General features: G+C 59.9%; 17 protein-coding genes and 1 other RNA gene. 15 read left to right on the forward strand and 3 right to left on the reverse strand.

Annotated features, from left to right (window positions below):
- Positions 1–393: 393 nt before the first annotated feature.
- The 3 genes from metF (at position 394) to HMPREF7215_RS08065 (ending at position 4,326) form a co-directional block, all read left to right on the forward strand.
- Complete coding sequence (gene metF / locus HMPREF7215_RS08055; RefSeq protein ID WP_009165306.1) at positions 394–1,272, forward strand: methylenetetrahydrofolate reductase [NAD(P)H]; 879 nt, start codon at positions 394–396, stop codon at positions 1,270–1,272.
- A gap of 71 nt (positions 1,273–1,343) precedes the next feature.
- Positions 1,344–1,946, forward strand: a complete 603-nt coding sequence (locus HMPREF7215_RS08060; protein WP_198004584.1) for a vitamin B12 dependent-methionine synthase activation domain-containing protein — start codon at positions 1,344–1,346, stop codon at positions 1,944–1,946.
- A complete protein-coding gene (locus tag HMPREF7215_RS08065) occupies positions 1,930–4,326 on the forward strand; it encodes a homocysteine S-methyltransferase family protein (protein ID WP_009165308.1) in 2,397 nt (798 codons plus the stop codon). Before HMPREF7215_RS08060 ends, HMPREF7215_RS08065 begins: the two co-directional genes overlap by 17 nt.
- A 124-nt stretch (positions 4,327–4,450) precedes the next feature.
- Here the strand turns inward: HMPREF7215_RS08065 and HMPREF7215_RS08070 are convergent, their stop codons facing one another.
- Both HMPREF7215_RS08070 and HMPREF7215_RS08075 read right to left on the reverse strand, forming a co-directional pair.
- Positions 4,451–5,281 (reverse strand): nucleoside phosphorylase, encoded by an 831-nt coding sequence (locus HMPREF7215_RS08070; protein WP_009165309.1) that lies wholly within the window; start codon positions 5,279–5,281, stop codon positions 4,451–4,453.
- Positions 5,282–5,428: 147 nt separating this feature from the next.
- Complete coding sequence (locus HMPREF7215_RS08075; RefSeq protein ID WP_156797493.1) at positions 5,429–8,590, reverse strand: translocation/assembly module TamB domain-containing protein; 3,162 nt, start codon at positions 8,588–8,590, stop codon at positions 5,429–5,431.
- A 297-nt stretch (positions 8,591–8,887) separates the two neighbouring features.
- Between HMPREF7215_RS08075 and HMPREF7215_RS08080 the strand changes: the two genes are divergently transcribed.
- Positions 8,888–9,184 carry a hypothetical protein gene (locus HMPREF7215_RS08080; protein WP_009165311.1) on the forward strand — a complete coding sequence of 99 codons (297 nt, stop codon included), beginning with the start codon at positions 8,888–8,890 and terminating at the stop codon, positions 9,182–9,184.
- 10 nt (positions 9,185–9,194) lie between these two features.
- Complete coding sequence (locus tag HMPREF7215_RS08085; protein ID WP_009165312.1) at positions 9,195–10,157, forward strand: ArsA family ATPase; 963 nt, start codon at positions 9,195–9,197, stop codon at positions 10,155–10,157.
- A gap of 71 nt (positions 10,158–10,228) precedes the next feature.
- Here HMPREF7215_RS08085 and HMPREF7215_RS08090 read toward each other — a convergent pair whose 3' ends face one another.
- On the reverse strand, positions 10,229–10,714 hold the full coding sequence (locus HMPREF7215_RS08090) for a DNA-deoxyinosine glycosylase (protein ID WP_009165313.1): 486 nt from the start codon (positions 10,712–10,714) through the stop codon (positions 10,229–10,231).
- A 170-nt stretch (positions 10,715–10,884) separates the two neighbouring features.
- On the opposite strand from HMPREF7215_RS08090, the gene HMPREF7215_RS08095 reads away from it, so the two are divergent.
- From HMPREF7215_RS08095 to murD, 10 genes are all read left to right on the forward strand, one after another.
- Positions 10,885–11,445, forward strand: a complete 561-nt coding sequence (locus tag HMPREF7215_RS08095) for a hydrolase (RefSeq protein ID WP_009165314.1) — start codon at positions 10,885–10,887, stop codon at positions 11,443–11,445.
- A 336-nt stretch (positions 11,446–11,781) separates the two neighbouring features.
- Positions 11,782–12,125, forward strand: an RNA gene (rnpB, locus tag HMPREF7215_RS12485) — RNase P RNA component class A.
- 308 nt (positions 12,126–12,433) lie between these two features.
- A complete protein-coding gene (gene mraZ / locus HMPREF7215_RS08100) occupies positions 12,434–12,871 on the forward strand; it encodes a division/cell wall cluster transcriptional repressor MraZ (RefSeq protein WP_009165315.1) in 438 nt (145 codons plus the stop codon).
- On the forward strand, positions 12,861–13,802 hold the full coding sequence (gene rsmH / locus HMPREF7215_RS08105) for a 16S rRNA (cytosine(1402)-N(4))-methyltransferase RsmH (protein WP_009165316.1): 942 nt from the start codon (positions 12,861–12,863) through the stop codon (positions 13,800–13,802). The genes mraZ and rsmH overlap by 11 nt, the downstream gene beginning before the upstream one ends.
- An 86-nt stretch (positions 13,803–13,888) precedes the next feature.
- Positions 13,889–14,152: a hypothetical protein gene (locus HMPREF7215_RS08110; protein ID WP_198004585.1), complete on the forward strand. Its 264-nt coding sequence runs from the start codon at positions 13,889–13,891 to the stop codon at positions 14,150–14,152.
- Positions 14,153–14,195: 43 nt separating this feature from the next.
- Positions 14,196–15,890, forward strand: coding sequence for a peptidoglycan D,D-transpeptidase FtsI family protein (locus HMPREF7215_RS08115; RefSeq protein ID WP_009165318.1), 1,695 nt, complete (start codon positions 14,196–14,198; stop codon positions 15,888–15,890).
- Positions 15,891–15,905: 15 nt separating this feature from the next.
- Positions 15,906–17,405, forward strand: a complete 1,500-nt coding sequence (locus HMPREF7215_RS08120; protein WP_009165319.1) for a UDP-N-acetylmuramoyl-L-alanyl-D-glutamate--2,6-diaminopimelate ligase — start codon at positions 15,906–15,908, stop codon at positions 17,403–17,405.
- Complete coding sequence (locus HMPREF7215_RS08125; RefSeq protein ID WP_198004586.1) at positions 17,402–18,778, forward strand: UDP-N-acetylmuramoyl-tripeptide--D-alanyl-D-alanine ligase; 1,377 nt, start codon at positions 17,402–17,404, stop codon at positions 18,776–18,778. Before HMPREF7215_RS08120 ends, HMPREF7215_RS08125 begins: the two co-directional genes overlap by 4 nt.
- Positions 18,775–19,743 carry an MraY family glycosyltransferase gene (locus tag HMPREF7215_RS08130; RefSeq protein ID WP_009165321.1) on the forward strand — a complete coding sequence of 323 codons (969 nt, stop codon included), beginning with the start codon at positions 18,775–18,777 and terminating at the stop codon, positions 19,741–19,743. Before HMPREF7215_RS08125 ends, HMPREF7215_RS08130 begins: the two co-directional genes overlap by 4 nt.
- A gap of 72 nt (positions 19,744–19,815) precedes the next feature.
- Entirely contained in the window at positions 19,816–21,126 is a 1,311-nt protein-coding gene (murD, locus tag HMPREF7215_RS08135; protein ID WP_009165322.1) for a UDP-N-acetylmuramoyl-L-alanine--D-glutamate ligase, read from the forward strand.
- The last annotated feature ends 7 nt before the right edge of the window (positions 21,127–21,133 follow it).

A 21,133-nucleotide genomic window follows, 5' to 3' on the forward strand; every position in this document is an offset into this window, starting at 1 on the left:
GCCGCCCTCGCTGCGCGAAACGGCCCGCGGCGGCTGCGCGCTGACGCCCGCGGGCAAGGCGCTGACGAAAAAACTGAACGAGAACCGCGCGGAAGCGGGAGCGGCTCTCGCCTGACAGGGCGAGAAAGCCTCCCGGCGTCCGTGCGAAAGGGCTCTTGCGCCCATCGGTATTCTGTGGTACTATCCAAAAATCCGAATAATCGTTTTCCTTTATCCAGAGTCAGGGGAGAGAGTCAGCTCAACGATCCTGCGCCAACCTGTCCGCGTCGTGCGGACGTGGTGGTCCTGCTGACAGCGATAAGCCGCTGGGGCGAGAAAATTTTGCAGCCGTCTTGTCGTGAACAGGGCGGCTGTTTTTTTATGGAAATTTGAGGTAAAAGGAGTCGTGTCCGAATGAACAACGCTTTTAAAGAGGTGCTTCCCAATTTCTCGTTCGAAATCTTCCCTCCGAAGAGGACCGGCAGTCTGGAATCGATTTACAGCACGGTGGACGCGCTGGCCAGCCTGCGCCCCGATCTGATCAGCGTCACGTACGGCGCGGGCGGTTCGAACCGCGACAACACGATCGAAATCGCCTCCACGATCCAGAACCGTTACCTGCTGCCCGCCGTCGCTCATCTGACCTGCGTGGGCAGTTCGCTGGAACAGACCGACGCGCTGCTGGCGGAACTGAAGGAAAGAGGCGTGCGCACGATCCTGGCGCTGCGCGGCGACCGCCGCGCCGACGCGGATTTCGAGGACGGGTACTTCAAGCACGCGGCGGAACTTGTGGCTCACATCAAGAAAAATTACGATTTTCGCGTGCTGGGGGCCTGTTATCCGGAGAAACATCCCGAAGCGCCCTCGCTGGAAGCCGATATCGCCCATCTGAAGGAAAAGGTCGACGCCGGCGTGGACGCGCTGATCACCCAGCTCTTTCTGAACAACGACGACTTTTATCGTTTCCGCGATCTGGCGCAGAAAGCCGGCGTCAACGTCCCGATCATCGCCGGCATCATGCCGATCACCCAGGCCAGCATGCTGGACAAAGTGGTCTCCATGTGCGGCGCTTCGATCCCGCCGGCGGTGCGGCGTTTTGTGGACGCCTACGGCCATAACGCCGAAGCCGTCCGGGAAGCGGGGATCGCTTACGCGGCGTCGCAGATCGTCGATCTGCTCGCGTCGGGCGTGGAAGGCATTCACATTTACAGCATGAACAAGGCCGGAGTCACCCGCCAGATCGCCCAGAACATCCACGGCATCCTTTATTCGCTGCGGGTGAAGAAATCCTGATGGAGCCGACGCGCAGACAGTTGGAAGAAGCGCTGCGCTATCTCCGCGTGCCTGACCGGGGGCGCGGGGAAATGTTGGAGATGGCGCGCGCCGGTTTTGCGGAGCTGAGCAGCTGCGCAAAATCGCGCAAAGTCTGGGGACGTTTTTCGTTGACGATCGAAGAGAGCGGCGTCGTTCTCGGCGACGGTTCCGTGCGCTGCGCTTCGCGCGATCTGGCGCGGTTGTTCGCGAACTGTCGTTCCTGCGTCGTCATGGCGGTGACGCTCGGGCCCGAGGTCGACCGGCGCACGCAGCTTCTCGGGCGCGACAGCATGAGCCGGGCGCTGTGCCTTGACGCCTGCGCTTCCGTGTGGGCCGATTCGCTCTGCGATGAAGTCGAGGACGAAGTCGAAGAAACGCTGCGCGAAGGCGAGTATCTGACGCGGCGCTTCAGCCCCGGTTACGGCGACGTTCCCATGGAATTCTCCGGCGACCTGCTGTGGCTTGTCGACGCGGAGCGCCGCATCGGCCTGACCATGACGCGGAAGGGCATGATGATCCCCGTCAAGTCGGTGACGGCTCTGCTGGGAATTTCCGATTCGCCGGAGCGGCGGCAGCGCAGCTGCGACGACTGCTCTTTTGCGGCCTGCCAATACAGAAGAAAGGGCGGTTTCTGCCATGATGAAAGAATTTGACCGTGTCGTCATGTTCGACGGTGCCATGGGCACGATGCTTCAGAAAAAAGGCCTGAAGCTCCGCGAGATTCCCGAAAGCCTGAACGTGAGCCGGCCGGATCTGATCGAATCGATCCATCGCGAGTACTTCGCGGCCGGCTGCGATTTCGTGCAGACCAACACGTTCGGCGCCAATCCGTACAAGCTCGAGGGAACGGCCTATGAAACGGAGCAGGTCATCGGAGCGGCCGTGAAGATCGCGCGTCGCGCCGCGGACGCCTTTTCAGGCAAAGGGATCCTGCTCGACGTCGGCCCTTCGGGACGCGCCATGGCTCCCGTCGGCGACGCCGATTTCGACGAGATTTACGGATCGGTGGCCCGTCAGGTGCGCGCCGGCGCGGAACTGTGCGACGGCATCCTGCTTGAAACCTTTACCGATCTGCTGGAAGCGAAAGCCTCCGCGCTGGCGGCGCTGGAAAACAGCGACAAACCGGTGTTTTTGACCATGAGCTTCCAGGAGGACGGGCGCACGTTTTTCGGCACGCCCGTGGAGGCCATGATCATGACTTTCGAGGGGCTGGGCCTGTCGGGACTGGGCGTGAACTGTTCGCTGGGACCGGCGCAGCTGGCGCCGATCGTGAAGAAACTGACGGCTCATTCGCGAGTGCCGGTCATCGTACAGCCCAACGCCGGCCTGCCAGTCGTGCGCGACGGCGTTTCCGGATGGGACGTGAGCCCCGGCGAGTTCGCAAACTGGCTCGGACAGTTCGTCGACTGGGGGACGGCTTTTGTCGGCGGCTGCTGCGGCACCACGCCCGAATTTTTGTCCGCCGCCAATGACATGATCGGAAACCGCCGCCTGCGTCCGCGCAAGGTCGCGCCTCTGCGCGGCGTATGCAGCGCCACGCGCGTCGAGCCGTTCGACCGCACCGTGATCATCGGCGAACGCCTCAATCCCACCGGCAAGAAACGTCTCAAACAGGCGCTGTACGAGCATGACTTCGACTACGTCGTGCTCGAGGCGCAGAAGCAAAAAGAACAAGGCGCCGGGGTGCTCGACGTCAACGTGGGGCTGCCCGACGTCGATGAACCGGCCATGCTCAGGGAAGTCGTCGCGGAACTTCAGGGCGCCGTCGACCTGCCGCTTCAGCTTGACTCAGCCAACGCCGCGGCGCTGGAAGCGGGCGCCCGGCGCTACGCGGGAAAGCCGCTGCTGAATTCCGTCAGCGGCAAAGAGTCCAGCCTTGCCAGCGTGCTGCCCGTGGCGAAAAAATACGGCGCCTGCGTGCTTGGTCTGTGCCTCGACGACGGCGGCATCCCCCAGACGGCAGAGGCCCGTTTCGCCGTGGCGCAGAAAATCCTCGACCGTGCCGCGGCGCTGGGCATCCCCAAAGACGACGTTTTTATCGACTGTCTGACGCTGACCGCCTCCGCGCAGCAGGATCTGGCGCTGGAAACGATCAAGGCCGTGCGCATGGTCAGCGAGCGCCTTGCCGTCAAAACGACGCTGGGCGTGAGCAACGTTTCCTTCGGCCTGCCGCGCCGCCCGCTGATCAACCGGACGATGCTGGCCGCGGCGCTGGCGAACGGCCTCAGCGCCGCCATCGTCAACCCCGGCGAAAAGAGCGTGCAGGAGACGCTGGCCGCCTGGCGCGTGCTCAGCGCCCAGGACCGCGACGCCAAAGAATATATCGATTTCTGCGCCGCCAATCCCGAAGAGACGGCGTTCGCTCCGCGCGCCGTCGCCGCCGTTTCGGAGCGGGGAAAATTTTCCGGCGGCCTCGGCGAAGCGGTCGCCCGCGGCCTGAAAGACGAAGCCCGCGCCTGCGCGGCCGAGCTCGTCAAAAAACAGCCGCCGCTCGAGATCGTCGAGAAAACGCTGATCCCCGCGCTCGACGCCGTGGGACGCGATTACGAGGCGCAGAAAATCTATCTGCCGCAGCTGATAAAATCGGCCGACGCCGCGAAGGCGGCCCTCGAAGTGGTGAAGGGCGTGCTGGCCGGCGATCAGGGCGGCGCGCCCCGCAGCGGTCCCAAAGTGATCGTCGCGACGGTCTACGGCGACGTGCACGACATCGGCAAGAACATCGTCAAGGTGATCATGGAAAATTACAATTTCGACGTGATCGATCTCGGCAAGGACGTGTCGTCGGACGCCATCGTGGCCGCCGTCAAAAAGACGGGGGCTGCGGTGGTCGGCCTCAGCGCCCTGATGACCACCACGGTCGCCAGCATGAAAGAAACGATCGCGGCGCTGCGGCGCGAGTGCCCGGAAGTGCGCGTCATCGTCGGCGGCGCGGTGCTCACTCCCGATCTGGCCCGTCACGTCGGTGCCGACCGCTATGCCCGCGACGCCATGGACACCGTGCGCGCGGTGGAAGAGTTTTTGTCGCGAGAATAAGAAAAGGGATCTGACCTCGGCATGAGTTCAGATCCCTTTTTGATTGCTTTTGCCGGCGGCGCGCGGAAAAAATTTCCTCTGCGAAAAAACGCCTGTCGGTCGTCGCCGTTGCGTCCTGCGCCTCCTAGCCGAGCCGCGGCGTCCAGTATTTTTTGCCGGCGGCGCGTTTTTTCGCGTCGCGGACGCAGAGGATCTGGATCGCCCGGTTGCAGGTGGCCATGGCCGGTTCGAGCGGCGACGAGACCATCTCGTTGGTGATCCGGTTGGCCACGGCCACGCAGAGGCAGCCGCTGCGGAAGCCGTACAGGTTGCCCATCGTGAAGAGCGCGGCCGCCTCCATCTCGAAATTGAGCACGCGGGCGCGGCGTAGGTCCTCGACGATGTTTTCGAAGAACGACTGCCGGTAGCCGCGGTAGCCGGGACGCCCCTGTCCGCAGTGGAACGAGCCGGTGGAGCAGGAGAGCCCCACGTGATACGTCAGGCCAAGCTCTTCGCAGGCTTCGATCAGCGCCAGCGTCACTTCGTGATCGGCGGACGCCGGATAACGGTCTTCCACGTACAGGTTGCTGGCGCCGTCGTGGCGCACCGCCGCCGTGTTGACGATCAGGTCGCCGCAGGCGATGTCTTCCTGGATGACGCCGCAGGTGCCGAGGCGGATGAACGTGTCGGCGCCGACGCGGAGCAGTTCTTCCACGGCGATGGCAGTCGATGGGCCGCCCATGCCCGTGGAAGTGACGGAAACGGGCGCGCCGCCGGTCGTTCCCGTGAACGTGCGGTGCTCGCGGTTGGCGGCGACGAAGCGCCGCTCGTCCCAAGTTGCGGCGATCGCGTCGGCGCGGCCCGGATCGCCGGGCAAAAGCACATAGGGTGCCACGTCGCCGGGCGTGCACTGAATGTGGTACTGCCGCCCCTCCATCTCCGGCGCGTCGGCGCTGGATTTCCAATTTTCCGTCATGTTCTGGTCACTCCTTCTGCGCCGTTGAAATTCAATGACAGCGCGAAACTTTGCAAAAAATTATAACATGACGGCGACACGACGGCAAAAGACTCCGCAGCTGGAATACCTGCGGAGTCTTTTGTCGTCGTGCAGGGGACGGAACGCTCATTTCTTTTTGCCGTTCCCGTTTTTCGTTTTGAGCTTGGCGGGATCGGGACCGACGGGAAGAGGATAACTGAGAGAGTAGCGCTGGTACGTTTTTTTCTGCCCTGCGTCCTCGGTCCAGTCGGTGGCCGCCACGTCGGCATAGCTGCCTTCGCCGCCGAATTTCATCAGGCCGATGTTGAATTCGCCGTAGTCTTTGCCGGAAACTTCCAGATCGAAATCGCGGAACTGTGCGGCAAGGCTGCCGCCGATGAACTTCTGCAGAAAGTTGGAAGCGAGGCTTTCGGCGGAAACGTTGCCCGACACGCCGGCCTGCATGACGGCGCCAAGCCCACCCAGCAAACCGTTGAGAACGCGCATGTTGACGCTGCCGCTGACGAGCATGTGGTACACGTTGCCGCCGCGCTGCAGCAGGTCTTTGGGAACCAGGGCGGGATCCAGTTTGGGGAGCGCGCGTGCCCGCTTCCATGCCGTGCCGGTGAAGGAAACGAAATGGAAGAATTTGTCGTCGGGGCATGCCGTGATGGCGCTGCCGGGCAGAACGAAAACTTCGCCGTCGTTGACGTTGAAAAAGACGTTGCCGTGCTGGATCTTGAACGGGTCTTTGCCGGTGACGGCGAGCTGCCCGGGATATTTGTCCACGACGACGTCACGGACGCGGATCCTGCCGTCGCCCTGCACCAGCGTGGTCAAGCCGGAACGGACTGCGCCCCTGAAGCTGACGTCGCTTTTTCCGGCGATCTGCGCCGGGGGCGCGAACGACGCCGCGAGACGGTTCAGATCGATGTCCTTGCCGTTCAGCTGCACCGAATAAGTTCCCTTGGCCACGTCGCCGTCCGCTTTCACATGGAACGCGCCGCCGCCGAGTTCGAACTGTCCGTCGGGGATGTGCACTTTGTTTTGTCTGAAAGCGAAGGGGATCAGCACGTTGCTCACCGGCACCTGCGCGGCGGTGATGAGCGGCGAAGCGGCCTGACCGGTGAAACTGACGCCGCTGCCGTCGACCTCGCTGTGGACGGCGAGCGAAACGCGGCCGTCCGCGACGCTTGCCAGAGAGGGATCGAGCGCGTCGAGGCGGACCGTGGGAGCCGTTACGTCGAACGCGCCTTTCATTCCCTTTTTGAAATCCACCGTGCCGATGATCTCGGGGCGGCGGTCGCCCACGGCGATCGATGCCTTCACGTCGACACGGCTGTCTTTCAGCTCGGCCGTGCCCTTGGGATTGACGATCTTGAAGCCGCCGACCTGGATCTCTTCGCTTTCCAGTTCGGCGCTGAGCCGCGGTTTTTCAAGAGAGCCGTTGACGAGGAGCGCCGCCGTCACGCTGCCGGCAAATTTCATCGTGTTGGGAAGGATTTCCGTCAGATCCATTTTTTCCACGTCGAGCCGAAGGTCGAGCGACGAGCGGCGTGCATCGAGGGGCCGAAGGAGGGTTCCGCCGCCGCCGAAAGGCGCGCCGCGTTTGGTGAGCCCCTTTATCTCCACGTTCATTTTTTCGCTGCCGCCGCTGACGTTCAGGGCGACTTCTTTGACGCCGAACTGGCCGGAGTCCAGCTTGTCGATGCGGGAATCGAGAGCGATCTCGGGCTTGGCCGCGGTGCCTTTCAAATGGAATTTGCCGTGGAACGTGCCGGCGACGGTTCCTCCGGGAACGGCCGCGCCGAGGTCGATGCGTTCGGCCAGACCGTTCAGGTCGAACGCCGGCGTTGTGCCGGCCAGACCGACGGTTCCCTGAAGCTGGACGCGTCCCTTGAAGACGTTGGCGGTCAGGTTCTCTACCGTCAGTTCCTTGGGGCCGGCGAGCACGTTGGCTTCAATGTCGGAAACCACGTACTGCTTTTGGACCGTCAGGCGCGGCAGACGTATTGACAGGCGGGCTTTCGGCTGCGCCAGCGTACCTGTGACGCCGAGCTCGGCGCGGAGCGTGCCGTCAAGCCCGGCGCCGGCTGTCTCGGGGAACCATGAAGCGAGATTTTTCAGCGCCAGCGAGGGCATCGTCGCCTTCATGTTCAGCGCCGCGTCCGGCGTCAGACCCGACGAGCCGACGATCGAAAGCGGCGAGCCCAGAAGATCCGCGGAGAGAGCCGCCTGAACGTTGACGCCGTTCAGTTCGACGATGCCCTCCACGTTGTCGGCCCGGTACTTTTTGTAAGCGACGTCGCCGTTTTTCAGAGCGATCGTGCCGGTCGGACGGGCCAGCGTCCCTGCGATATGCGCCCGAAGGCTCTCCAGAGTGCTTGCCCCCAGTCCGGGGATCCATTTGCGCAGCGGTTTGAAATCGACCTTTTGCAGCGTCAGATCGGCGGCGATGCGCGGATCCTTGGACGCCGCGTCGATGGAAGCGCTGCCTGTGACGGGCGCGCCGAGCAGCGTACCTTCGAGTTTTTTCAGCGAGATCTGTCCGTCTTTCAGCGACGCCTGTATCTGCACGTCGCTTTGCAGCGCGCGGAGACGCAGGTCGAGGCGTTCCGGCAGTCCCGTTTCCGTGACGGAGAACGTGCCGCCGATGCGGATCCGCTCCTTTAAATAATCGGCGTCGAGTTCCAGCGCGTAGGCCAGCTTGTCCGGTTCCGGCTGTTCGACGCTCAGGCGTTCGACTTTCCACCCCAGAGAACCGGACAGATCGCTGGCGGCGAAACTTCGCGGCGTTACGATCGAGAGGATCGGCAGGCTCTTCTCATCTGGGCGAGAGGCTTTCCGCGCGGGGGAAAACTCTTTTTGCGCCGCGGCGGCCAACCGCGTCAGCCGATCCTCTGTGACGCGCAGCCCTTCCAGTTCGCCGCGCAGGATCACTTTGCTCCGTCGCCAGCTTTCTTCGGCATCGACGGCGACGAAGATTTTTCGCACGGCGACGATGGCGGGGTCGTTTTTATCGCCGACGGTCAGGCCGTGCAGTTCGTAGCCGTCAAAGAGGCTGCCGCCGAACTTTTCGAAAGCGACGCTGAGGTACTGCATTCTCGACAGATATTTCTTCGCGCCGAACGCGACGATGTCGGTGGCAAGCGGTCCCCCCCAGATCGCAAAGGCGGTCAGCCCGACCAGCAGCGCAACCAGCGCCAGGAATATCTTGGGAACGAGAAACCAACGAAATCGCTTTTTGCCGTTCCGCTTTTGTGGAAGCGGTTCTTTGCTTTTTACCGCGTCGATGATCATCAACCCCATTTCAGCAACGCCCCGGTAAATGTCCGTGGAATTTTTTGATGCTGTGATTTTCATTGTAATCTTTTGAAGGAACTCAGGCAAGAGGGCATCGGGAGAGCCGCTTCGTGTTCCGTCATGGAAGACGTTTGACTGCCCGCACGGCGGGGGCCGGTTTCGCCGGATGGAATGGAGCTCGCGAAAAAAACGGCACGATATCCCGCTCTCTTCGGCCTCACCGATATGCCGGAGTGGTGTATAATAAACAAAACGGTGAGCTGTGCGGGATGAGATGACGATCATGTATAGAGGTGAAGCGGAGTGAACGGAACTTTTAAAGAAAAAATGGCCGTCGCGTGGGAGTGGATCCGTCTTTTTTTCTGGGGCGCTTCGTTTGACAAGCGCATGGGCGTTGTTCGCAAGGAAGCTTACGACGTCAACGACGAGTTGATGCTGCTGCTTTTCGGCGATTATCTGGGCATCCCCAATCCGGTCTCTTACTATATGATGGAGCTGCTGCCTTACATTGCGACGGATATACCCGGCTGGGAGCGGCGCATGATGAACCGGCAGATGCTCATCGCGGAAAAGGCTGGACAGTACGGATTTGACGGCTAAGGAGAAAATCATGGCTTATAAACGGTTCACATTCTTCGGCGGCAAGGGCGGTACCGGCAAGACAACGTGTTCGTCGGCCTATGCGCTTCATCTGGCTCGCCGGGGCGTGCGCACGCTGGCGGTGTCCACCGATCCGGCTCATTCTCTGGCCGATGCGTTCGGCACCGGAATCGGCAGCTCAGTGGTCAAGCTCGAGGAGAATCTCTGGGGACTGGAGATCGACGCTGCGCTCGAAGCGAAGAAATACATGGAAGGCATTCGCGAACAGATGCGTCGGATCGTCAGTCCCGCGATTGTGGAGGAGATCGACAAGCAGCTGCGCATCGCTTATGTGTCTCCCGGGTCGGAAGAATCGGCGATCTTCGATTGTTTTGTCGATCTGATGGAGCAAGCAGGCAAGAAATACGACGCGATCGTTTTCGACACGGCCCCCACCGGGCACACGCTGCGCCTGTTGACGCTGCCCGAAGTGCTCGGCATGTGGATGGAGCATCTGCTGGAGAAGCGCCGCAAGGCTATGGATATGATGCGCCTGGCCTCTCATTATGAACGCGACCTGCTCGAGAAACTGAAAGAAGATCCCGTCTTCGATCTTCTGACCCGTCGCCGCGACCGTTTCCAGCGCGCCCGCGAATTATTGACCGATCACGGCCTGACGACCTTCCACTTTGTGCTCAACGCCGAGAAATTGGCCGTTCTCGAAACGGAGCGGGCCGTAGCCCTGATGAATGAATTCGAAATCGCCGTGGGGCCGATGATCGTCAACCGCGTCATGCCGCCGGAAACGGGGAGCTTTTTCGAGAAAAAAAGGGCCCAGCAGACTCAATATCTTGACCAGATCCAAAAAGAGTTCGGACAGTACGGCATCGTGCAGCTGCCGATGCTCGACGGCGACATCGAAGGCATGGGGGAGCTGGAAAAGCTCCTGCCCCTGCTGGCCGTACTTGACACGGAGAAAATCGCCGCCTCGTGACGCGACGGCACAAAAGCGGACGGAAGGCGCTGGGGGCCTTCCGTCCGCTTATCCTTTGCGCGAGCGCGCTCCTACAGCCAGGGAAGGATGGCGCCGTAGGCGGCGCAAAGCCGTTCGAAGGATACGGCGCAGTTGGCGGGGCTGGTGGAGGGAAGCGTTATTGCCGAATGTTTCGTGACCGGTTCGATCAATTTGCGGTAGAAAGCGGCTGATTTTGTGCCGGTGCAGAAAATGGCCTGAATCGGAGCGCGATCGAGAACGACCGATAGGTCGTTGGGCACGGGCCGCTTGATCGAGGCGTCGCTGGCGCCTTCGATCTCGCACGAGCGCAACACGTCCCACAGAGCGATATGGCGGCGGAGGACGAATTCCCGCCGAATCTCTCGGCCGAAAGGGATCTCGCTTTTGAAAAGTGCCGCCAGCACCTTCCAGAAGCGGTTCTGCGGATGGGCGTAGTAGAACCCGGCTTCCCGCGATTTCGGCGAGGGCATGGTGCCGAGGATCAAAACGCGCGACGACGTGTCGAAAACAGGTTCCAGAGGATGGACGATGAGCATATGGTTTCCCTCCCGCGCAAAGACGTATGACCTTATTATAGAGCCGTCGCCGGTCGGATTAAAGTGGCACGCGCCGGTTTGATTCGCGCCGCGCAAAAGAGTACAATAAAAAACGCGCCGCCGCGGGGCGGCTCTTTCATCCGAAAATTTTCAAGGGAGGTTGCGAGGCGATGATACCGACACCGCAGGAAGCCTATGAACTGTTGAAAGAATACAACGAGGGGGAGTTTCATCTCAAACATGGGCGTATCGTCGGCGATGTGATGCGCTGGTTTGCCGTCGACCAGGGGTTTGGCGATGAGGCCGACTTTTGGCAGGCGGTGGGAATCCTTCACGATCTCGATTTCGAAAGATATCCCGAGCGGCACTGCGTCAAAGAAGAAGAGATCATGCGCGAGCGCGGCCTCGACGAACGCATAATTCATGCGACGACCAGTCATGGCTTCGGCCTGACGGGGATTGCCTCTCAGCCGGAGCACCGGATGGAAAAAATTCTCTTTGCCGCCGATGAACTGACCGGTCTGATCGGCGCTGTGGCGGTGATGCGTCCCTCCAAGAGCGTCAGCGACCTCGAAGTGAAGTCCGTGAAGAAAAAATTCAAGGACAAAAGTTTCGCCGCCGGCTGTTCCCGTGACGTGATCCGTCAGGGAGCCGAGATGCTGGGCTGGGAGCTTGACGAACTGATCGGCAAAACAATAGAGGCGATGCGCGCCAGCGAGAACGTGGACTGAAAAAAAGCGCTAAAAGGACGAAAGGACGACGTCCATTTTGAAGAACGGGCGCTTTGGCGTTTTAAAAAATGAGCCGACCTTCGGACAGTTCGCCGGAAGGTCGGCTCATTTTATTTGCGCATCCTATATACTCCTGCCGGAGCAGTTTCGTGGCCAGCGAACGGCGCCCCGAAGAAGCTTCTCGCCCAAGACTGCCTCGACCGCCGCGCGGTCGCGCGCCAGCGCGGTATTCTCAATGATGCTTTTTGACTGAAAATCAGCACTAGTGAAGAAACAGTGTCATTGATGGGAAATTCCGGCGTGACGCGAGAACGAAACGATGATATACTTCAGAACCGGAGTGGTCCTGATAGTCGCTGCCGTGCAAACGGGAGAGGAAAGTCCGGGCTCCACAGGGCAAGACGCTGGATAACGTCCAGTTGGCGCGAGCCACAGGAAAGTGCAACAGAGAGCAGACCGCCCGGTTCCCGTACCGGGTCAGGGTGAAAGGGTGGGGTAAGAGCCCACCGGGCGACAGGCGACTGTCGTGCCTGGCAAACCCCGTCTGGAGCAAGATCGAATAGGGAGGGCCGAGGCTGCCCGCTGACCTCCGGGTACAGATCGCTTGAGACATGCAGCAATGCATGTTCTAGATAAATGACTATCCCAGACAGAACCCGGCTTACGGGCCACTCCGCCATCCCGTAAAAGCGTGAATGGTCAAGAAGTTCCGCGCCGCGCGGATAATTTTTTGAATTATCTGGATTATTTTTGTAATTAGTAATTCTAAGATTTAGATAATTTGCCATGGATCTTCCCTATATTGGGGGAGATCCAATTTTTTTGCTTTCGTTTTGTCATCCTTTTCTTTGTTGGGCGGATAGGTCGTCAACAAATATGTCGAGGGTTCATTTTGCTACGATTGAGAGGATCTTTCAGCTTATTGACCCTCCTCAAAAAAAACGATATTCTGACCGTGGTGGAATAAAGTGGTAGAAAGTGGGGAAAAATGGACATGTTCATGGGAAGCTACGACCATCGCATAGACAATAAGGGACGACTCGTCATGCCGGCGAAGTTCCGCGCCCAGATTGGGGACACCGTGGTCTGCACGGTGGGCCTCGATAATTGTCTTGCCGTCTACCCCATGGACGCATGGAGCGTATATCTGCAAAAGCTCCAGTCTCTGCCGTTCACAAAAGGACAGGCACGCCAGTTTATGCGCACGCTTCTCGGCGCGGCGGAGGAACTTCCCGTGGATGGACAGGGACGCATCCTGCTTTCTGTAAAGTTGCGCAAATATGCGCTGTTAAGCGACGCGGTCGTCGTCAATGGCGTCAATGATCATCTGGAAATCTGGAACAGCGAGAAATGGGCCGCCAGCAACGACGAAATGCTGGAGAATTTCACCTCCCTGGCCGAGGGGGTGTCGGACCTTGGAGTTTGAGCATGTCCCCGTGCTCCTGGCGAAAGTCGTCGAGAGCATGGACCTCAAAGCCGACGCGTTGATCGTTGACGGCACGTTGGGATTGGGCGGTTATTCGGAAGCGTTTTTAAAACGCTCCCCGCGGTGGAGAGTCGTCGGCATCGATCGTGATGAACGGGCGCGAAACATCGCCTGCCAGCGGCTGGCTCCTTTTGGGGAGCGTTTTCTGGCTCTCGACGGGGATTTTCGGAACATCGGAGGACTTTGCGCGTCCGTCGGGATTCGGGCGGTTGACTGTGTGGTGCTCGATCTGGGCGTGTCGAATATGCAGCTGGCCGACGGCCGACGCGGTTTTTCGTTCCGCGAGGACGGACCGCTGGATATGCGGATGAATCCCGCTGAGGGAACTCGATCGGCGTCGGAGTTGGTGAATGAACTTCCGCGAGAATCTCTGGCGGATATTTTTCGGAAATACGGCGAAGAGCGTTTTGCCTGGAGCATCGCCGGCGAGATCGTCAAAGAGCGGTTGAAAAGACCGATAACGAGCACGGCGGAACTGGTGGAAGTGATCCGCCGGGGGATTCCCGCTCCGGTAATGCGCAAGATGAACGGCCATCCGGCGCGAAAGGTGTTCCAGGCCTTGCGGGTCGCGGTGAACGACGAGCTGGGCGCGTTGGAACAGGGATTGGACGAAGCGTTTTCGCTCCTGGCAGAGGAGGGGCGGCTGCTTGTTGTAACGTACCATTCGCTGGAGGATCGTATCGTCAAGCGGCGCTTCAGAGAGTGGAACGAAGAAGGAAAAGGCGTTCTGGAGCCGCGCAAAGGGCAGGTTCCGGATGACGAGGAAGTGGAACGCAATCCAAAATCGCGCAGCGCGCGGCTTCGCGGCTTTCTCAAGAAAAACGTGCCGAACAAGGCGGAAGGGCGGATCGGACCATGGCGCAGGGTGTGAGATATTTGAGAAGAAATTCCGGGAAGTTTGGACAGGCGTTAGTGATGTTCTTCATCACTTCGATTATGTGTTTGGGGCTTCTGTCGATGCTGAGAAACGATTCTCAGCGGATGGACGAGGCGATCTCTGCGGTTCAAGGACAGCTGGAGACGTGTGAGAAAGAATGCCGCGATCTGGAGCGCGAAGCGGCGGCCATGATGTCGCCGCGCGCGATTCATGCCTATGCGGCCCATCAGCTCGGCATGACTCAGGTCCATCTGGCGGGCGCCGTCCGTCTGGATGTCGCAGGACGTTCCGGCGGCACGAGGGCTGCTTCTCTGATTGGTTCGGGAGTCGCGTTATCTCGTTAGTGAAATGAAAAGTTGCTTTTGACGGAAACCGGGTGACGAGGAAATGCCGGAATGGAGAACGGATGAGACGAAAAGAGAGCCGGGGCGCAGAAAAATCCAGTGGTGTCTCGTCTTTATCGTGATGGCCTGGTATCTGGGCGCGCTGGTGAAAGTCCATATATACCCGGACCGGCGGGCGGCCGAGCAGCTTGCCAAGCAGTACCAGCAGAGCGAACGCAAGGCGATGGACCGGGGCAGCATTTATGACGGCCGCGGCGAGCCGCTGGCTCTCTCCATTACGACGTACAGCGTGTTTCTCGATCCGGGGGTGGAGGGCTTTGAGCCTGGAAGTCTCGACAAGCTGACGCCTTATATCGGCAAGGCGAAAGTCCAGGCGCTGGACAAAAGATTAGACCGTCGCTTTTATTGGATCAAACGTTATCTTGAGCGCAGCGAAGCGGAAGAGATCGTAAAAAACTGCGGCAAAGGATTTTACATCAGAGAGGAACGCAAACGGATCTATCCGAAGGGGAATATGCTTTCCCACTTGCTGGGGTTCTGCGATCAGGACGGCTGGGGACTTGCCGGCATCGAACTGATGTGGAACGGCACGCTGGTGGTGCCGGAAAAAATGCACACGAGTTATCGCGGCGCGCCGGCGGCCGTGGACGTGACGCAGGAGTCGAAGCCCCGCAGCGGGAAGCAGGGGTTGTACCTGACCATCGATTCTGAGATCCAGTACGCAATAGAGCGTTTTCTTGGCGCTCAAGCCGCCGAGATCAAGGCTCCTTGGGCGGCGGGAATTTGTCTGGAAACGAGGACCGGCGCCGTCAAGGCCATGGCCAGCTATCCTGTTTTCGATTCGAACAACCGCTCCACTTTCAAGGATCCGAAAGCTTTGAACAACAACGCCGTGAATCGGGTCTACGAACCGGGCTCGACCTTCAAACCCATTATGGTCGCCATGGCGCTTGAACAGGGAAGAGTGAAACAAGGCGATTCATTCCGTTGTCCCGCGCATCTGAAGGTGGCCGACGGTTATATCAGCGATTCCCATCCGAGGGACAACGGCGTCATGAAGGTGGCGCAGATCATCGAAAAATCGTCGAACGTGGGCATGGCTCAGATCGGTATGAAAATGCCTCCTTTCAGTACGTATGAGGAAATGCGCTCTTGGGGAATCGGTTCCCGCACGGGCATCAAACTGAACGGTGAGGAAATGGGGCTGTTGCCGACAGCCGATAAATGGTACGGAATCACTCCCGCAAACGTCGCCATCGGGCAAGGGTTCGCGGTAACGCCGCTTCAGCTCGTCACGGCTTTCAACGCTATCGTCAACGACGGCGTGCTCCTCCGTCCTTATTTGGTGCGTTCGGCCGTCGACGGCGAAGGGCATCAGGTGTATCACTCCGAGCCGATGGAGGTGAACCGCGTCGTTTCGCCGCGAAATTCCAAATGGCTTCGCGGCGTCCTGCGCCAGGTCGTGGTCAGCGGCACGGGCAAGCCGGCCGACAGCGAACTGGTCCACGTGGCCGGAAAAACCGGCACCGCCCAGGTCGCCCGGAACGGGAAGTATGTCAAAGGGCTTTACAATTCGTCAATGATCGGCTTCTGGCCCGCGAACGATCCCGAGTATACCATGTTGATCGTTTTCGGCGATGTGACGGGCAGTCTGTATTACGGAGGTCCCGTCGCCGGTTCGGTTTTTAAAAAAATCGTCGACGAAGTGGAACGTCTGAAGGGCGTCGGCGTCAAGTAAGAGGAGTGCGTGACCATGGATCGGCGATTGAAAAGAGGACTTGAAGATCTGAAAAATGCTGGGCTTCTGACAGATATCGGCGGTGACTGGAACAAAATACCGGCGGACTGCACCCTGAAAAGCGACTCCCGGACCGTCGGCCCGGGAGATATTTTTGCCTGCGTCGTGGGGCTTCACGCGGACGGGCATCGTTTCATCGAACAGGTGCTGAAAGCCGGCGTGTCGTATCTTCTGATTCAGCGCCCTGTTTCGGGACTGCCGATCCCTTGGATCCAGGTAACCGACGTCCGGGCGGCGATGGGGTATGTCGCTGCGGCTTTGAACGAAGAGCCGTCCGAGAAAATGAAAATGTTCGCCGTCACGGGGACGCAGGGCAAAAGCACCACCAGCTACATGGTGCGCAGCATCCTGCAAAACTGCGGCGTCAAATGCGGCCTGCTGGGAACGATCGTTTACGACGACGGTTCCAAGTCTGTGCTCGCCGACCGCACGACGCCCGAAGGCAGCGAAATCCAGCAGTTTTTGAAGAATATGGTCGACAACGGCTGCCAAGCTTGTTCCATGGAATGTTCTTCGCACGGCATCGCGCAGGGGCGCCTGAGCGGGTGCCTTTACGACGGCGCCGTTTTCACCAATCTGACGCCCGAGCACCTCGACTTTCACGGGACGATGGAGAACTACTACGAAGCCAAAGCGGCGCTGTTCCGCAAATATCTCAAACCGGGCGCGGCGGTGGCGCCGAACGCCGCCAGCGAGCACGGCCGCCGTCTTGCGGCCGAATTTCCGCAAGCCATGACCTGGGCGCTCGAGGCTCCGGCCCGCCTGCAGGGCGCGAACGTAAAGCTCGATATCGACGGAAGCGAGTTCGATCTGATCTTCGACGGGCGAAAGATGGGGCGCGTCCACATCCCGCTTTCGGGACGACACAATGTGGAAAACGCGCTTGGCGCGGCGGCCGTCTGTTTAGCCGAAGGCTGCGACGAAAAAAAAGTCGTTGCCGGTCTGGCGCTCATGCCTCAGGTGCCGGGGCGCATGGAACGGCTGAATCTCGACAACGGCGTGCGCGTCGTCATCGATTACGCGCACACGGCGGATTCACTGAAAGCGTTGTTGGAAACGCTGCGCCCATTGACCGAAGGACGGCTCGTCAGCCTCTTCGGGCACGGCGGCGACCGTTTCGCCGGGCATCGTTCCCTGCTTGGGCGGGCGGCGGCGCAGAAAGCCGATCGGATCTTTGTCACCATGGACAACCCGCGCACGGAAGATCCCCTGAAAATCGCCGAACAGATCGTGGCGGGCATCGAGGAAGTCCGCGCCGACGGTTGCTGGTCCATTGAACTTCCCCGTGACGCGGCGATCTGCAAGGCTCTGGACTGGTGCCGCCGCGGCGATCTGCTGGTGCTTTCCGGCAAGGGTCCGGAACCGTATCTGGAAATCAACGGCGTCAAATATCCTTACAGCGACCGCGCGGTCGTCGAGAAATGGGCCGAAGAAAGGGGCGTGACGATCCGGTGACGGTGAGACTGAGTCAATTGGCGTTGCAGGCCGGCGTCGTTGTAAAAGGGGTCGATCGGGAGCTGCCTCTGACCGTTCGGGTGGACAGCCGCGAAACGCAAAAAGGCGAGGGGTTTGTGGCGCTTCGCGGCACCAAAGTCGACGGGCACCGCTTCATTCCCGACGTGCTCGCGAAGGGGGGCGCGCTGATCGTCTGCGAAGCGGCGGCCTATCGAGAGGAATGGAGCTCGCTGTATCCCCAATGCGCTTTTATCCTGACGCCGGAACGCTGTGAATACGGTCTTGCGTCCCTGGCGTCGGTTTATCTGAAGTCGCTGGAGCGTCTGCGCGAAACCGTCGCCATTACGGGCAGCGTCGGCAAAACTTCGGCGAAAAACGACACGAAAGCTCTTTTGGAAGGTTATTTCAAAATCCACGCGGCCGCAGGCAACTATAATACGCTCATCGGCTGCGCGGTGACGGTGCTGGCGGCGCCGGCAGACACGGAGGTCGTGCTGCTGGAAATGGGCGCCAACCATCGCGGGGAAATCGCCGAGATGACGCGTTATCTGCCGCCGACGATCGCCGCAGTCACCGAGGTCGCGCCGGCGCATCTGGAAAATTTCGGTTCCCTCGAAGGCGTGCTTCAGGCCAAAACGGAAATTTTTGCGTCGGAAAATCTGCGCTGCGCCGTGATCAACGGCGACAACGGAATGCTCTGCAAACGCGCCGAAGAACTGAGACTGCCGGAAGTGATCCGTTTCGGACGCCGCGGCGAGGTTCTTTTTGCCAGAGAACATCTAAGTTGGGAAAAAGATCATTTTACGGTGAGGGCGATTTTGACAGGGCTGGACGGTTTGTCATTCAACCTTTCTTTGCCGTTGGCCGGCGTGCATCAGCTCTATCCGCTCTGCTGCGCCGTCGCCATCGCGGGGCGTCTGGGGCTTTCCAGCCGCGAGATCGCGGCGTCTTTGCCCAAGTGCCGCAACAGCGCCGGACGCGGAGAGATCCGCCTGTCCGAAAGCGGCGCAGCGATTCTCGACGAGTGTTACAATGCCAGCCCGGCGGCCGTGAAAGCGTCTCTGGCTGCCATGGACTCGGCCGACATCCCCGGGCGCCGCTTTTTGATCCTCGGCGAAATGTTGGAGCTGGGAACGGCGTCGGTTTCGGAACACGGCAAGATCTTTGAGCGGGCGCTTCGCGTCAGTGACCTGCTGTATCTCTTTGGCGAGGAATGGAAGAACGTCGATGGGACGGCGGATTATTATTACGACTCCATCGATGCGCTGATCGAGGCGGTGGATGGAACGCGCCCGGGCGAAGGCGACGTGATTCTCGTCAAGGGATCGCGCGGCAATCATCTTGAGCGCGTGGTGAGGGCGCTTGAACTATGATGACTCTTCTGGCTCCTCATTCGCTGATCCTTCTTTTCGTGATTTTCTTCTGTGAGGTTGCCGCGCAGCATTCGTGGATCGACTGGATGCGGCGCCGTCACGTGTCTCAGGTGCAGAAGGCTTATGGAACGCATATCGACGAGAAGATCAAGGCGAAAGTTCCTGCGGCGGGCGGCGTGGTATTTTTGCTGATCGGTTCAGGGCTTTTGCTGACTCACATGATTCGGGGCGATCGCGCCGGCGTGATCTTCTGGTCGTATCCGATCCTTTCCGCTATGGTCGGCTTATGCGACGACATGTTGAAGTTCAAAAACAGTTCCAGCGAGGGGCTGCGCAGCCTGCAAAAGTTCGCTCTGCAGGCGACGACGACGGGGCTGTGGTTCATCCTTCTGGCATTGGACGGCAAAGTTCCCGCTCTATTCTGGGGCTTTTCGATCGGCGGCTGGATCTGGCCTCTGGCGCTGTTTTTCGCCGTGGGCATTCAGAATTCGGTGAACGTGACCGACGGTCTGGACGGTCTGGCGGCGGGGGCAAGCGTCGTGACCTTCGTCGTTTTGGCGTCGCTCTCGCCGGAACCTTACCTGGGATCTCTGACGGGATTGGCCGTCGCTTTGGGATTTCTATGGCATAACTGTCATCCCGCTCAGGTCTTCATGGGCGACGCGGGAGCGCATTTTTTGGCCGGGCTGATGGCTTCCTGCGCTTTTATGGGCGCCGGCGGCGTGTTGGTCTTGATCCCCGCGGGAACGGGATTCGGCATTGAGATGCTGTCGGTCGTGATCCAGCTGATCGCCATTCATGGTTGGGGCCGGCGCGTTTTTAGAATGAGCCCCCTTCACCATCATTTTCAACTGTTGGGCTGGCCCGAAGACCGCATCGTCGTCCGTTTTTTGCTGGCCCATACGCTTTGTTCGCTGCTGTGCGCCGCGGCGGCGCAGTCCGTGGCGTTCTTTTTTATGCCGTGATCGATTTTCGTTGAGCGCGACGTCGCTACCGTGCGTTTGGTCTTTTCGGGCGCGGCGGAAGGAGGAGTTTAGATGGTTCATAAGATCACCGTCGTCGGCGCCGGCGTGAGCGGAAGGGCTCTGGCGCTCTGGGCGGCCAGCCGCGGCGCCGGTGTTTTCGTGACCGATCATCGGGCGGAGATCCCCCGCGAGACGCAGGAGCTTTTCAGCAAGACGCGGATCCAATGGGAAACCGGCGGCCATACGCCCAGATGTTGCGAGTGCGACCTGATGGTTGTGAGCTCGGGCGTGTCGGAAAAATCGGATGCGGTGTCGATGGCCCGCGCAAAAAACGTGCCTGTGCAGGGAGAGCTCGACCTTCTCGCCCCGTTCCTGAAAGGAAAGATCATCGCCGTGACGGGAACGAACGGCAAAACGACCTGCACGGCGCTGATCGCTCATCTGCTGCGGAACGCCGGGCTGAACGCCGTTTCGGCGGGGAACATCGGCAATCCCCTGGCGGCCCATGCGGACAGAAGCTATGACGCAATCGTGATGGAGCTGAGCAGTTTTCAGCTGCACTGGAACACGCAGCTCAGACCGGACGTTGCCGTTCTGACGAACCTGGCCCCCGACCATCTTGATTGGCACGGCAGTTATGAGAACTACAAGAACGACAAGTGCAAGATCTTTCTGCCCCGCCAGGAAGAATGCTACGCGGTGACGCATGACGTCGACGCGTTCCGAGTCCCGGCGGGACGCGCCGTTTGTGCGCTGGGGCGCGGCAATCTGAGGATCGACATGGACGGCCGCGATGTGTTTCTCGTCGGTCACGGGAGACGCCGCCTGTTGTTCCATAAAAGCTCGTTGAAACTGCTCGGCTCCCATAATTTGGAAAATGCGGCCATGTCTTGCGCAGCCGTGGCGCTTGCGTTTCGCGATGTCGATCCCTCCGCGGGACTTGCCGGTTTTGAAGCCCTCCATCATCGTTGTGAGCCGGTGGGCGAACAGAACGGCGTCCTTTTTATCGACGATTCCAAAGGAACCAACGTCGCCGCCGTGATCGCGGCTTTGCACAGCATAAACGGGCGCAAGCTGATTATCCTTGGCGGTCAGGGTAAGGGCGAAAGCTATGATGAACTTGCCCGCGTCGTTTGCGAAGAGACGTTCGCCGCGATTGTGATCGGTTCCGAAGCCGAAAAAATTCTCGCGGCGCTGCGGGTTGCCGGTTACGGACATGCCGTGCGGGCGAAGGACATGGCCGAAGCCGTAAAAAAAGCTTCGGAACTTGCCGCTCCCGGCGACAAAGTCCTTCTTTCTCCGGCCTGCACAAGCTGGGACATGTATCATAGTTATGAAGAACGGGGAGATCATTTTGCCCAACTCGTCAGAGCGTTATTCTAACCAGATA

The sequence above is a fragment of the Pyramidobacter piscolens W5455 genome, assembly GCF_000177335.1.
GTDB classification, from domain to species: domain Bacteria; phylum Synergistota; class Synergistia; order Synergistales; family Dethiosulfovibrionaceae; genus Pyramidobacter; species Pyramidobacter piscolens.

Coding starts and splice junctions, on each gene's coding strand:
- murD (WP_009165322.1), top strand. CDS start 19,816: ATGGTTCATAAGATCACCGTCGTCGGCGCCGGCGTGAGCGGAAGGGCT.
- HMPREF7215_RS08090 (WP_009165313.1), bottom strand. CDS start 10,714: ATGCTCATCGTCCATCCTCTGGAACCTGTTTTCGACACGTCGTCGCGC.
- HMPREF7215_RS08095 (WP_009165314.1), top strand. CDS start 10,885: ATGATACCGACACCGCAGGAAGCCTATGAACTGTTGAAAGAATACAAC.
- HMPREF7215_RS08075 (WP_156797493.1), bottom strand. CDS start 8,590: ATGGGGTTGATGATCATCGACGCGGTAAAAAGCAAAGAACCGCTTCCA.
- HMPREF7215_RS08070 (WP_009165309.1), bottom strand. CDS start 5,281: ATGACGGAAAATTGGAAATCCAGCGCCGACGCGCCGGAGATGGAGGGG.
- HMPREF7215_RS08130 (WP_009165321.1), top strand. CDS start 18,775: ATGATGACTCTTCTGGCTCCTCATTCGCTGATCCTTCTTTTCGTGATT.
- HMPREF7215_RS08065 (WP_009165308.1), top strand. CDS start 1,930: ATGATGAAAGAATTTGACCGTGTCGTCATGTTCGACGGTGCCATGGGC.
- HMPREF7215_RS08120 (WP_009165319.1), top strand. CDS start 15,906: ATGGATCGGCGATTGAAAAGAGGACTTGAAGATCTGAAAAATGCTGGG.
- metF (WP_009165306.1), top strand. CDS start 394: ATGAACAACGCTTTTAAAGAGGTGCTTCCCAATTTCTCGTTCGAAATC.
- HMPREF7215_RS08115 (WP_009165318.1), top strand. CDS start 14,196: ATGCCGGAATGGAGAACGGATGAGACGAAAAGAGAGCCGGGGCGCAGA.
- mraZ (WP_009165315.1), top strand. CDS start 12,434: ATGGACATGTTCATGGGAAGCTACGACCATCGCATAGACAATAAGGGA.
- HMPREF7215_RS08085 (WP_009165312.1), top strand. CDS start 9,195: ATGGCTTATAAACGGTTCACATTCTTCGGCGGCAAGGGCGGTACCGGC.
- HMPREF7215_RS08110 (WP_198004585.1), top strand. CDS start 13,889: ATGCTGAGAAACGATTCTCAGCGGATGGACGAGGCGATCTCTGCGGTT.
- HMPREF7215_RS08060 (WP_198004584.1), top strand. CDS start 1,344: ATGTTGGAGATGGCGCGCGCCGGTTTTGCGGAGCTGAGCAGCTGCGCA.